6 protein-coding genes, 10 tRNA genes and 1 riboswitch are annotated in these 12,745 nt (G+C 61.4%); of the genes, 12 read left to right on the forward strand and 4 right to left on the reverse strand.

Going from position 1 to position 12,745, the window contains the following annotated elements; translation table 11 throughout:
- Window positions 1–122: 122 nt before the first annotated feature.
- The 5 genes from KW821_RS03620 to KW821_RS03640 all read left to right on the forward strand — a co-directional run bounded on the left by KW821_RS03620 (window position 123) and on the right by KW821_RS03640 (window position 620).
- Window positions 123–198: transfer RNA gene (locus KW821_RS03620), tRNA-Gly, on the forward strand.
- Window positions 199–222: 24 nt separating this feature from the next.
- Window positions 223–298, forward strand: a tRNA-Gly gene (locus KW821_RS03625).
- A gap of 33 nt (window positions 299–331) precedes the next feature.
- Window positions 332–407, forward strand: a tRNA-Gly gene (locus KW821_RS03630).
- A gap of 37 nt (window positions 408–444) precedes the next feature.
- Window positions 445–520, forward strand: a tRNA-Gly gene (locus KW821_RS03635).
- Between the two features lie 24 nt (window positions 521–544).
- Window positions 545–620 (forward strand) — tRNA-Gly (locus tag KW821_RS03640).
- A 302-nt stretch (window positions 621–922) separates the two neighbouring features.
- On the opposite strand, the gene KW821_RS03645 is transcribed toward KW821_RS03640, so the two are convergent.
- From KW821_RS03645 to KW821_RS03655, 3 genes are all read right to left on the reverse strand, one after another.
- A complete protein-coding gene (locus tag KW821_RS03645) occupies window positions 923–1,132 on the reverse strand; it encodes a cold-shock protein (protein ID WP_042651683.1) in 210 nt (69 codons plus the stop codon).
- A gap of 273 nt (window positions 1,133–1,405) precedes the next feature.
- Window positions 1,406–2,074 (reverse strand): LysM-like peptidoglycan-binding domain-containing protein, encoded by a 669-nt coding sequence (locus KW821_RS03650; RefSeq protein ID WP_218290480.1) that lies wholly within the window; start codon window positions 2,072–2,074, stop codon window positions 1,406–1,408.
- Window positions 2,075–2,173: 99 nt separating this feature from the next.
- Window positions 2,174–4,276, reverse strand: coding sequence for a methyl-accepting chemotaxis protein (locus KW821_RS03655; protein ID WP_218290481.1), 2,103 nt, complete (start codon window positions 4,274–4,276; stop codon window positions 2,174–2,176).
- 251 nt (window positions 4,277–4,527) lie between these two features.
- Between KW821_RS03655 and gltX the strand changes: the two genes are divergently transcribed.
- The 6 genes from gltX to KW821_RS03685 all read left to right on the forward strand — a co-directional run bounded on the left by gltX (window position 4,528) and on the right by KW821_RS03685 (window position 6,785).
- Window positions 4,528–5,943 (forward strand): glutamate--tRNA ligase, encoded by a 1,416-nt coding sequence (gene gltX, locus KW821_RS03660; RefSeq protein ID WP_218290482.1) that lies wholly within the window; start codon window positions 4,528–4,530, stop codon window positions 5,941–5,943.
- Between the two features lie 236 nt (window positions 5,944–6,179).
- A tRNA-Ala gene (locus tag KW821_RS03665) sits at window positions 6,180–6,255 on the forward strand.
- Between the two features lie 28 nt (window positions 6,256–6,283).
- A tRNA-Ala gene (locus KW821_RS03670) sits at window positions 6,284–6,359 on the forward strand.
- 66 nt (window positions 6,360–6,425) lie between these two features.
- Window positions 6,426–6,501, forward strand: a tRNA-Ala gene (locus KW821_RS03675).
- A gap of 72 nt (window positions 6,502–6,573) precedes the next feature.
- Window positions 6,574–6,649 (forward strand) — tRNA-Ala (locus tag KW821_RS03680).
- 60 nt (window positions 6,650–6,709) lie between these two features.
- Window positions 6,710–6,785, forward strand: a tRNA-Ala gene (locus tag KW821_RS03685).
- A gap of 125 nt (window positions 6,786–6,910) precedes the next feature.
- On the opposite strand, the gene KW821_RS03690 is transcribed toward KW821_RS03685, so the two are convergent.
- Window positions 6,911–9,049 (reverse strand): ExeM/NucH family extracellular endonuclease, encoded by a 2,139-nt coding sequence (locus KW821_RS03690; RefSeq protein WP_218290483.1) that lies wholly within the window; start codon window positions 9,047–9,049, stop codon window positions 6,911–6,913.
- A 293-nt stretch (window positions 9,050–9,342) separates the two neighbouring features.
- Window positions 9,343–9,426: riboswitch (cyclic di-GMP riboswitch) on the forward strand.
- Window positions 9,427–9,573: 147 nt separating this feature from the next.
- Between KW821_RS03690 and KW821_RS03695 the strand changes: the two genes are divergently transcribed.
- Window positions 9,574–12,567 (forward strand): glycosyl hydrolase family 18 protein, encoded by a 2,994-nt coding sequence (locus KW821_RS03695; protein ID WP_218290808.1) that lies wholly within the window; start codon window positions 9,574–9,576, stop codon window positions 12,565–12,567.
- Window positions 12,568–12,745: the final 178 nt, after the last annotated feature.

The following is a 12,745-nucleotide window of genomic DNA, read 5'->3' on the forward strand; positions in this document are numbered from 1 at the left end:
TTTTGAGCGAACGACTGCACAGTGACAAAAAAGCCCTTGCAATTGGAATGACTGCTCTTATAATTCGGCTCCCGTACAGTAGCGCAAGCAACCAAATGCTGTACGGCCGTTTTAAGGCAGTTGCGGGAATAGCTCAGTTGGTAGAGCACGACCTTGCCAAGGTCGGGGTCGCGAGTTCGAGTCTCGTTTCCCGCTCCAAAAGTTTGCAGATGATATTCCGATGCGGGAATAGCTCAGTTGGTAGAGCACGACCTTGCCAAGGTCGGGGTCGCGAGTTCGAGTCTCGTTTCCCGCTCCAATCATCAGCACAGCCTGAAAGACAACCAATGTTGCGGGAATAGCTCAGTTGGTAGAGCACGACCTTGCCAAGGTCGGGGTCGCGAGTTCGAGTCTCGTTTCCCGCTCCAAGCTTATTTTATGAAGTGCTGCAGATGATATTCCGATGCGGGAATAGCTCAGTTGGTAGAGCACGACCTTGCCAAGGTCGGGGTCGCGAGTTCGAGTCTCGTTTCCCGCTCCAATCATGTGCAGATGACATCCTGTTGCGGGAATAGCTCAGTTGGTAGAGCACGACCTTGCCAAGGTCGGGGTCGCGAGTTCGAGTCTCGTTTCCCGCTCCAATCTCTCTTCGTAGTGCCCCATCCCTTCGATATCGCAGTTCAACTGCATGCCTCTATATCACCTTTTTATTTTCCCATTTTCCTAAACATATTCCGCCGTATCGGTCTCTTTCGCCTGTATTTGATCAGCTGGGACATCATGTGCGTGCTGGCCTCGCCAGAGTCACAGTCTATGCACTGTGCCGGTATGGCAGGGCGCTTGTCGATTGGAGGGCGTGCCTTGGTTGGCGCGGGGAGAGGGGGAAATGGCGGGCAAAAAAATAGGAGGAGTCGATCTCCTCCTGCGAGCTCACGGGTGCGGCTTAGAGCAGAGTCACGTTCTCAGCCTGAGGGCCTTTCTTGCCATCGGTCACAGTGAACTGGACTTTTTGACCTTCAGCCAGGGTCTTGAAACCTGTGCTCTGGATGGAGGAGAAGTGAACGAAAACGTCCGGTCCCTGGGATTGCTCGATGAAGCCAAAGCCCTTGGTCTCATTGAACCATTTTACTTGGCCGGTGCGAATGTCAGACATGTGGTAAGTCCTATCTATAACAAAATGAAACTAACGCCTTGTTGGGCAGCATTTGCCTAGGATGCAGGGGCCTACCCATGACTGACTACGTCAATTTGTCCCAGTAGCATGCAGTACAATCCCTGTCGAAAGCACAAACGATTGTACTGAAGCCCGATCCCTTGTCAATTTGGCACTTTTCATTTTTTGAGCAAGCTAAAACTATTGCGAAGTCAGCGGCTTGTTTCATGGGTCCGCTCAAAAAAACGGGAGGCTCATCAGCCTCCCGTTGCATCACTCCTTGAGGGCAAACCCTTCACCCTGCCGGTCGTAGCGGTAACTCACCTGACCGAAGGAGCGGATCTCGACCCGCTGGATGCGGCGGCTGTCATCCACCAGGATGAACACCGACTTGCCCGATTGCAGTCGGGTCAGCGGGCGATCCGGCCCCTCTATGGCGATCAACCGGCTCAGCTCGGCGCCCGGCAGCTCGAACTTGCGGAAGATGGAATAGAGGGTCTCTCCGGCCTGCACATCGTGTTGCAGCCAGCTGCCGTTCACCTTCTCCTCGACCGGCTTGGCGGCTTGCACCGCTCCCCCGGTGGCGGCGCTACCAACGGTCAGCGCCTGGGTCGGCACGGCCAGCGGCACGGCGAGCGAGCCGGAAGGGGCCACGCTGGGCGCCGAGGGCGCAGGCTCCCAGGCCAGCAGCAGCAGCCAGATGGGCACCAGCACCAGCAGGCCTATGGTGTTTTTGCGCGGCAGCGGGCTGGTCAGCTTGAATGAACCCTTCTGGGTGTCCTTGTTGCGTTGACCAAAGCCACTCATGCCCTGGCCGAGGCGTTGACGCAGGGGCAGGGTGGCGGCATTGATACGATGGAGCAGGGATCCTTGTGATTCGTCTTGGCGACGCTGCTGGGCACGTCTGTTATGGCCACGTGGGCGACGGTCCGGGGTGGGCACGGCATTTACCTCTCACTACATTGCCTGCCATCAGGCAAATATGCCGTCTATGGTAAACGGACTCGCCCCCGAGGGGGAGAGTCCAGAGCATGAAAATTATCAGCTGAGACGAAATTGTCCCAGCAATTGCTGTAAACGCTCCGCCGCCTGGCGCAAGGCCTGGCTGGCTTTGGCCGTCTGAGTCGCATCCTGGGCGATGTCGTTGGCCAGTGCGTTGGTTTTTGACAGATTGCCGGAGACTGTCTCGGCAACCGAGCTCTGCTCCTCGGCGGCGGAGGCGATCTGGTAGGTCATGTCGTTGATGGTGGAGATGGCCTGGTAGATGCTGCCGAGCGCCTCCTCCGCCAGATCCGCTTCCCCCACCGCCTGATGGGTCAGCTGCTGGCTCTGCTGGATGGCGTTGACCGCGTTGGTCGAGCTGTGGCGGATCTTCTCGATCAACTCCTGGGTATTCTGCACCGCCTGCTGGGTGTTGCCGGCCAGCTTGCGAACCTCGTCGGCGACCACCGCGAAGCCGCGGCCCTGCTCGCCGGCCCGGGCCGCCTCGATGGCGGCGTTGAGGGCCAGCAGGTTGGTCTGATCGGCGATGCCCTGGATCACGGTGAGTATGCTGGTGATCTGCTCGCTGTCGTGGGCCAGCCCCTCGACCACCTCGGCCCCCTTGCCCGCCTCGGCGGCGACCCTGTGCATGGACTGGATCACCTGTTGGAAGCGCACCTTGCCCTGATCCGCCGCGCTCTGGGCCTGCTTGGCCGAGTCGGCGGTGTTGTTGGCGTGGGTGGCGACCTCCTGGCTGACATAGGACATCTCCTGCACCGCGGTCAGCATCTGCTCCATCTCCGCCTGGTGATGCTGCAAATTGGTATCGGTCTGGACGGCGATCCTGTCGGTGTCACCGGCGTGGCGGTTCACCTCGCTGGCGGTCTTCTGCACATCCCCAAGCAATACCTGCAGCTTGTCGATGAAGCGGTTGATGCCGCGGGCCAGTGCCCCCAGTTCGTCTTTGGACTGGGTGTTGAGGCGCTTGGTGAGATCCCCCTCGCCATCGGCGATGTCATCCACCAGGCTGACCATCTGCCGAATGGGGCCCGTGATGCTGCGGGCGATCACCAGCATGGTGGCCAGCGCCAACACCAGCACCAGCAGGGCGCCGATCAGCTGCTGGGTCATGGCGGCCCGGCTCATGTCGTTGAGCTGGCTCTCCAGCTGGTCGGCACCGGCCAGTACCACCTGATAGGGCAGGGTGACTATGATGGCCCAGTTGCGGCTCATGCCCGGCACCATGATGGGCACCGAGATGCGGAAAGATTCGTCCAGCTCCTGACGCTGCACCTCCGGCTTCAGATATTGCTGCCACTGGTTGCCAAGCAGCTTGTCGGCGCGGCTGCCGAGCAGGCTGGCATCGCCGCTGGTGCCGGTGATGACCCCGGCGGCGCTGACGATCAGGGTCTCGCCCTTGCCGTCATAGATGTTGCTGTTGAGAGACTGGGCCTGCCGGCTGATGGAGTCCACCGCCAGATCCAGCGCGGCTATCCCCCTGAACTGGCCCGCCACTATGATGGGGGTGGTGATGGTGCTCACCAGCACCTGCTGGCCGTTGATATCCACCTTGAAGGGATCGATGAGGCAGGAGCGCCCCTCCCGTTTTGGGCAGGCGTAGTAGTCGTTGGCCGGGTTGCCGAACTCGTCGGCATCGCTCTTCTCGATGGAGAGCAGCAGGTCGGTGCCTATCTGCTCCTTGTCACGGTAGAAGTAGGGCACGAAACGCCCCTTGCTGTCGCTGCCGAGCGCACTCTGACCGGCGAAGGCGGCGTCCTGGCCGTCGAAGCCGTTCGGCTCGAAGCCGGCGAAGGCGCCGTACAGTTGTGGCTCCAGCGCGAGCTGCGCCTTGAGCAGATCGGTGGCCTGCTGGCGATCCAGCGGCAGCTTGCCCTGCTGTTGCAGGGCGAGGGTTCCGGCCATCTGCTGGGTGTAGGAGAGCCCTTTTTGCAGCAGTTGGGTGATGGTGGCGGCTTCGGCACGGGCGTTGGCACTCACCTTCTGCCAGGCCTCCTGCTGCAGCGCGGCACGACTGGAGCTGATGGTCAGCTGCTGGGTCTGTTTGCCCGAGTATTGATTGAGCAGGATCAGGATGACCAGGGCCGTGGTCATGGCGATCCCCGCCATCACCAGGATGCGATTCTGGATAGAACGAAACTGCATCTTGCGTTCCTTGTAACGTAGATAGTTGACGGATTTATCGGCAGGGCGGGAGACTTCTCCAGCGATGTTGCCCAGCAAAGCGGAAAAAGAGGGGAGGTTTTGCGATCCCATTCAAAGAATGGGGGCATGGCCGGATCCTTGCCTATTTAGGCCCCTGCTGTTGCATGGTTTTCCCATCCGTGATTCTGAGTGCTAAAATGCGACGGTTTTTTTAATGAATTGGCCCAAGGCCCTCTACACAAGGCTTAAAGATGAAAGTCAAAACCCGTTTTGCTCCCAGCCCGACCGGCTTTCTGCATGTCGGCGGTGCCCGTACCGCGCTCTACTCCTGGCTCTATGCGAAAAGCCAGGGTGGCGAGTTTGTGCTGCGTATCGAGGATACCGATCTGGAACGTTCCACTCAGGAGGCCATCGACGCCATCATTGAGGGCATGGAATGGTTGGAGCTGAACTGGGATGAGGGTCCCTACTACCAGACCAAGCGTTTCGATCGCTACAACGCGCTGATCGACGAGATGCTGGCCGACGGCCGCGCCTACAAGTGCTTCTGCTCCAAGGAGCGCCTGGAAGCGCTGCGTGAAGGCCAGATGGCGAGCGGCGAGAAGCCCCGCTATGACGGCAAGTGCCGCGACAAGGCGCACGATCACCCGGCCGATGCGCCCCACGTGATCCGCTTCCGCAACCCGACCGAAGGCTCTGTGGTGTTCGACGACCACGTGCGCGGCCGCATCGAGTTTGCCAACACCGAGCTCGATGACCTCATCATCCGTCGTACCGACGGCGCGCCGACCTACAACTTCTGCGTGGTGGTGGACGACTGGGACATGGAGATCACCCACGTGGTCCGTGGTGAAGATCACATCAACAACACCCCGCGCCAGATCAACATCTACAAAGCCCTGAACGCCCCGGTGCCGGAGTTTGCCCACGTCTCCATGATTCTGGGTGACGACGGCGCCAAGCTCTCCAAGCGCCACGGCGCCGTGTCCGTGATGCAGTATCGCGACGACGGCTACCTGCCGGAAGCGCTGCTGAACTACCTGGTGCGTCTGGGCTGGTCCCATGGCGATCAGGAGATCTTCAGCCTGGACGAGATGATCAAGCTGTTCAGCCTGGATGCCATCTCCAAGTCCGCCTCCGCCTTCAACACCGACAAGCTGTTGTGGCTGAACAACCACTACATGCGCAGCCAGGACCCGGTCCACGTCGCCAAGTATCTGGAGTGGCACATGGCCGCGCAGCACATCGACACCAGCACAGGCCCGACTCTGGCCGAGGTGGTGACCCTGCTGGCCGAGCGCTGCAACACCCTGGTGGAGATGGCCGCCCAGAGCCGCTATCTGTTCGAAGAGTACGAGGCGCTCGACGAAGCCGCCGCCAAGAAGCACCTGCGCGGTGTGGCCGCAGAGCCGCTGATCCTGGCCAAGGCCAAGCTGGCCGCGCTGGACACCTGGACCACAGAGGCGCTGCACGAGCTGATCGAAGCCACTGCCGCCGAGCTGGGTCAGGGCATGGGCAAAGTCGGCATGCCGCTGCGCGTCGCCGTGACAGGGCTGGGTCAGTCCCCCGCCATCGACGCCGTGATGGCACTGGTGGGCAAGGAGCGGGTGCTGGCGCGCATCGATCGCGCCCTGGCCTATATCGAAGCACGCATGGCCGCCGAATAAGCGCCAGTCGTTGACAACAAAGGGCTCCCGAACGGGGGCCCTTTGTTTTTGGCAGACAAGTATATTTGTGACATAAAACAGTGAGATAGCCATCTGGTTGGCGGTAAAAACAGCTAACTGTCTGAATTTTGACTAAACGCTCCAGTCGGTGTTATTTTTGGGTTGACAGCAAAGCGGGTGATGCCTATCATGCGCCTCCGTTGCCAGAGATAACTTTGGTAGCGCCGAGGTGAGTTGGGGTTATAGCTCAGCTGGGAGAGCGCTTGCATGGCATGCAAGAGGTCCGCGGTTCGATCCCGCGTAGCTCCACCAAATTCTTCTCGGACAATCTGGAATCCAAGGGGTTATAGCTCAGCTGGGAGAGCGCTTGCATGGCATGCAAGAGGTCCGCGGTTCGATCCCGCGTAGCTCCACCAGGTTCCTGATTGTAGAAATGAAGTACCCAGGGCAGTGCGGTGTGTATCACCCAGGCCGACCTTTGTGGGGTTATAGCTCAGCTGGGAGAGCGCTTGCATGGCATGCAAGAGGTCCGCGGTTCGATCCCGCGTAGCTCCACCACTATTTGATATTTGAATACCAGAGTTAGGGCAACCGGCCGCCAGAACCGATTGTCTAATAAAGAAAGAATTTGGGGTTATAGCTCAGCTGGGAGAGCGCTTGCATGGCATGCAAGAGGTCCGCGGTTCGATCCCGCGTAGCTCCACCAATTATTTGCAGTAAAGGGCAGCCGGCCGCCAGAACCGATTGTCTAAAGAGTAGAGAATTTGGGGTTATAGCTCAGCTGGGAGAGCGCTTGCATGGCATGCAAGAGGTCCGCGGTTCGATCCCGCGTAGCTCCACCAAACATTAAAAGGCCACCGTTATCGCGGTGGCCTTTTTGTTTTGGCTCCACTTTCCTTTTTACCCCCCAATTCTCGTCGACAAAAAAGCCCGCATCGGCTGCGGGCTTGGTGGCTATGGCAAGTCATCAGCCGTGGTGACGGCGCCAGGCCAGCGGCAACAGCGCCAGCAGCAGGGCACCCATGGCGCCACCCCCGCTGCCATTGCTTGGCTCCTGCAGCTTGAGGTCGACGATGATGGGGTCGTGGTCGGAGGCGCTGAACGGGTTGTCGGACTTGATCATGTCGCCGGTGAAGCCGCGCCCATATTCGAACAGGTTGCTCTCGTAGGAGTTGATGTGCCAGTCGGCGACGGCCACCACCTTCTTGGCCAGCGCCGGGTTGGCGAGGGCGTAGTCCAGGGTGCCGAGCTCGGCCTCGTAGCTGTAGGAGATGGCCTTCTCCTGGTTGAACTTGACGTTCACATCGACCAGGCCATAGCTCTTGCTCACCTCCTGGCCGAGCTGCTCGTAGGGCTGCTCGCCGACGAAGGTGTGGGAGGCGGAGCGGATCTTGCGATCCGCCTTGGCCGCATCGTAGTCGGTCAGCACCCGGATCGGGTCTTCCTTGGCGTAGGAGTTGAAGTCGCCCACCAGCAGCACCTGGCCCGGCAGCTTGTTCACCGCCTCGCCCAGCACCTTGGCCGCACTCACCCGAAACTCGGTGCACTTGCCCTGCAGATCGGCGGGTTCGGTCTTGCCGTCCCCGTTCTCAAAGCAGCCAGAACCCTTGGATTTCAGGTGATTGACCACCAGCGTCAGGGGATCCTTGCTGCCCGCCACCGTGAAGCTCTGCACCAGGGAGTCGCGCTGACCGGCGCTCTTGGCGACGCCGCCCAGGATGTAACGCTGCTGCGGCAGTTGAATCACACCGGCTTCCCCGCTCGGGGTCAGCTTGGCCGGGCGATAGAGCATGGCCACCATGATGGCGTCGCCACCAAAGTAGCGCTCCTCGCCGAGCAGCGCCTTGTGCAGGCTGACGAAGGCGTAGTGCTGGCTGGTATCCTTCTGCTGGGCGTTCAGATGCGTGACCAGATCGCTGATGGCGGAGTGCTCGTCGAAGCCGTTGTTCTCCATCTCCATCAGGCCGAGCAGATCGGCGTCCATCTCGGTGATGGCGTTGACTATCTTGATGCGCTGCTGCTGGAAATCTTCCAGGTTCTTGGCGCCCCGGTTGCAACCCTTGGCGCTGTCCGCATCCGCCTGATCCTGGCACAGCACGTTGAGGGCACCGCCCACGCTGGAGTGGCTGGTGAAGTAGTTGAGCACGTTGAAGCTGCCGACCCGCAGATCGGTGCCGGCGACCCGAGCCGGGGCGCTCTGGCGATCGTTCTCGTCGGTACGCAGCAGATCGCCGGCCGTGATGGTCTGCCCCTTCGGCACTATCAGCCGGTACTCGTCATAGCTGTAACCCACCAGGGCCTCCAGGTTGACCGGGGCATCGCCGATGCGCAGGTAACCCTGCTCCGGCTCCCAGGCGGGCAGCCAGGGCAGCTTGCCGTCGGCGGCCTTGAAGTCGGATTCGAGGAATACCCGGTTGCCCGCATTGGCCTGTGCCAGTGCCTTGGCCTCGCTGCTGCCCGCCACGTGCAGCTGGGTCGGTTTCATCAGCGGGGCCTGATGGGCGAGCACCAGGTTGTTGCGCCGGGCGGCGTAGTCGTAGCTGAAGTTGCGGCTTACCTTGAGCGCGCTGTCGGCATCGAGCCGCACCCGCATCCCCTCGTGACGCTCCAGCGCCCGGGCCAGGGTCTCCCCCTCCAGCACCCGCAGTGGCACGGCGGCGGGGACGCTGCCCTGCGCCAGCACCTGCAGGCGCGGGACCTTGCTATCCAGGACCGGCTTGAGCTGGGTATGGCCGTAGTATTCCGCCACCTTGGCTTCCAGACAGATCTCGGCCCCCGGCTGGATGGCGGGGTACTTGCTGATGTCACTCAGGAAGACGAAGATGCCGTCCGAGCTCTGGGGGTTGCCATCGCCCTGGAGATCCTGCAGGTAGAAGCCCTTGTTCAGGCTCTCGCCGAGGGCGCTGACCACCGCCTTGACGGCCACCGTCTGGGGGCTTTCAAACAGATCGTCCGGGATCAGCGGGCTCTTGTCGCCACTGCCCTGAATGGCGGGGATGGGGGTGAGGGCGTTGTCGGCCGGGCAGCTGAAGCCGGCGGCATGGATTGAGGGGGACGCGAGCGCGAGCCCCACGGCCAGCGACAGCAGGGTAGGTGTTCCTTTCATGGATATTCCTTTTTTATTTTTGCCAGTGTTTCCATAGCCTTGGCGCCTTGGCCAAGGGCGCGCATTGTCACATTTCTGGCACATCATACCAGTGAGCCAACGCACATTATGGGGAGGCAAAAGAGGCCTGTTTCGTTTTTATGACGTGGCTAACATTCTGAAATTAATGATAAAAGTGTCACCGACTGTGCGGGAGGATGCGGGGGCTTGGTGGCGTTTACATATTTTTCTTCGAGAATGAAGATTGAGACTCGACCACTTGCTTCCTATACTCGCCCTGTTCCTCACGGAACCCAGGTAAAGGGCAAACCGGCAGTGATGCCGGGACGCAAAGCCTCCGATCTGCCGGATACTGGCCAGACAGCGGGGTTACCCAGGGTGACATGAGGGGATGTGGCCCCGTCCATGGCCTGTTGTCGACCCTTTCTCACCTGTTGCTATTGCGCTTTGCCCGGTCTTAAAAGCCAAGATAAAACAAGGATGATAACAATATGCAACAGACCATAAGGCCCAGCAGGCTCGCCATGCTGGTCGCCCTTGCGGCCATGCCCGCCTGGGCGCAAGCCGCCTATCCCGCCTATCAGTCCGGCACAGCCTACAAGGCTGGCGATATCGTCAGCAACGTCGGCAACCTCTATGAGTGCAAGGAATTTCCTTACTCCGGCTGGTGTGGCGCCTCGCCCTATCACTATGCGCCCGGGGTGGGTACCGTCTGGGCCGATGCCTGGAAACCCTTCAGCGATGGCGGCACGGCGCCGGGCCTCGGGCTCGCGATAAGCTCGCCCGCCGTTGGTAACGCTTTCAACGAGGGGGCGCCTGTGGCCCTGGCGGTAACCCTGAGCGGTGACAGCAGCGCCCTGGTCAAGGTGGAGTACCTGATCGATGGCACCCAGGTCGCACTGAGCAGCGCGGTCCCCTGGTCGGCAAGCTGGGTGGCGAGCGGCGTCGGCCCCCATCAGCTCAAGTCCCGCGCCCTGGACAAGGATGGCAAGCTGCTGAGCGAGGCAGATGTCAGCTTCGCCGTCAGTGGCGTGGTGGCCCCAGAAGCGCCCAAGGCCAGCATCAGCAGCCCGGCCGCCGGCGCCAGGCTGACCCTGGGCCGGGTCGCCACGGTCACGGCCGATGTGACCGATGCCAACAGCGATGTGGCCAGGGTCGAGCTCTATGTGAATGGCCAGAAGGTGGGTGAAGATGGCAGCGCCCCCTGGCAGCTGAACTGGACGCCCCAGAGCAAGGGGGTCGCCGGCCTCAAGGTGGTGGCGACAGACAAGGGGAACCTGGTCGGTGAGTCGGCCCAGATCGATGTCACCGTGGAAGAGGCCGCGCTGCCTCCCACGGGTGGCAACCTCTCCTGCGACATTCGCCAGATCTACCGCGCCGATGGCAGCGAGTGTATGGGGGATGACCATGCCCGCCGGGTCATCGGTTACTTCACCTCCTGGCGCACCGGCAAGAACGGCCTGCCCGCCTACCTGGTGAGCGACATTCCCTGGGACAAGATCACCCACATCAACTACGCCTTCGCGGCGGTGGATGAGCAGAGCCACCTGATCAAGGTGGACGACGCCGCCACCAAGCTGACCTGGGAGGGGGTGCCGGGCGCCGAGATGGATCCGGAGTTTGCCTACAAGGGTCACCTCAACCTGCTGTCGAAATACAAGAAGCAGTATCCGGACGTGAAGACCCTGATCTCGGTGGGCGGCTGGGCCGACACCCGTGGCTTCTATACCGCCACCACCAAGGGCGACTGCTCGGTCAACACCGCCGGCATCAACGCCTTCGCCGACTCGGCGGTGGGCTTCATCCGCCAGTACGGCTTCGATGGGGTGGACGTGGACTACGAGTACCCCACCTCCATGAAGGATGCGGGCAACCCCAACGACTTCCCGCTCTCCAACCAGTGTCGGGCCAAGCTGTTTGCCAACTACGAAGTCCTGATGAAGACCCTGCGGGCACGGCTCGACAATGCCGGCACCGAGGATGGCCGCAAGTACATGCTGACCATAGCCTCACCGGCGTCGGCCTATCTGCTGCGCGGCATGGAGAACTTCCAGGTCACCCAGTATCTGGATTACGTCAACCTGATGACCTATGACTTCCACGGCGCCTGGAACAACTTCGTGGCCCACAACGCCGCGCTGTTCGACAACAAGGCGGATCCCGAGCTGGCCCAGTGGGGCGTCTATAGCCAGGCCCAGTACGGCGCCATCGGTTATCTGAACGCGGCCTGGTCGGCCCACTACTTCCGTGGCGCCCTGGCGGCCGGCAAGATCAACATAGGGGTGCCTTACTACACCCGTGGCTGGCAAGGGGTCACCGGCGGCACCCATGGTCTCAACGGCAAGGCGGCCCTGCCGAGCCAGAGCAATTGCCAGCCGGGCACCGGTGGCAGCACTATCCCCTGCGGCAACGGCGCTGTCGGCATCGACAACATCTGGCACGATCTGGACAAGAACGGCAACGAGGTCGGTGCCGGCGCCGTGCCCATGTGGCATGCCAAGAACCTGGAGCACGCGGCCAGTCTCGGCATCACCACCCTGCCGAGCTACGGTCAGGCCTGGGGTCTGGATCCCAACAACCCGGCCGACGTGATCCAGGGCAAGTACGTGCGTTACTACGATGACAAGGCGCAGGCGCCCTGGCTGTGGAACGAGGAGAAGAAGGTGTTCCTCTCCACCGAAGATGAAGAGTCCATGGGCAAGAAGCTGGACTACATCGTCAAGCGCGGCCTGGGGGGTGTCATGTTCTGGGAGATGGCGGGGGATTACGCGTTCGATCCGGCCAAGAACGAATATGTCATGGGCAGCACCCTCACCAGCCTGGCCTACGACAAGTTCAGGACGGCGAGCCAGCCCAATCTGAAGCAGAACGATCTGCCTGCCCCGGCGGCGCAGCTCGACATCGGCGTCAGCCTGAGCGGCTTCAAGGAGGGGGATTCCAACTACCCGATCAACCCGACGCTTAAACTGACCAACAAGTCGACCCAGACCATACCGGGCGGGACCCGCATCGAGTTCCTGGTGCCCACCTCCACCTCTGACACCATCACGGATCAGAGTGGCATGGGCCTGAAGGTGGTCGAGAGCGGTGGCAACCAGAACTCGGACGGCATCGCGAGCGAGAAGGACTTCCACAAGGTGGCCATGACGCTGCCAAGCTGGAAGGCCTGGGCACCGGGCACCGAGGTGGAAGTGGCCATGACCTACTACCTGCCGGCGGCGGGCGTGCCAAGTGGCATTCGTCTCGTCAGCGGCAGCCAGACCATAGGCCTCAAGGCCGACTTTCCGGCCCTGGCCGAGGCGGTGCTGGGCAGCGGCGGTGGCGATGGTGGCACCAGCTGCAGCGCCCAGAGCGTCAACCCGGCGAGCTATCCGGCTTACCCGAGCTGGCCGCAAGGGGACCACGCCAACGCCAACGATCGCCTGACCAATGGCAAGGCGGTCTGGCAGGCGAACTGGTGGACCAGCAGCGAACCCAAGGCCGGCGACGGCAGCTGGAAGCTGGTGTGTAACTACTGAGTCTGGTGTGGCGGGCGACGTCACGGCGCTGCCCGCATCTATACGACCCAATCCGGAGCCCAGGCTCCGGATTTTTTTATGGCAGATATAAGGAAGGAGAGCGCGAGCATAAAAAAGACCGCTCCGAAGAGCGGCCAATTGCCACCAAGGCAACCTGTGGGGCGAACCCCTTGTTATG

The organism is Aeromonas sp. sif2416, from assembly GCF_019218665.1.
Taxonomy (GTDB): Bacteria; Pseudomonadota; Gammaproteobacteria; order Enterobacterales; family Aeromonadaceae; genus Aeromonas; species Aeromonas encheleia.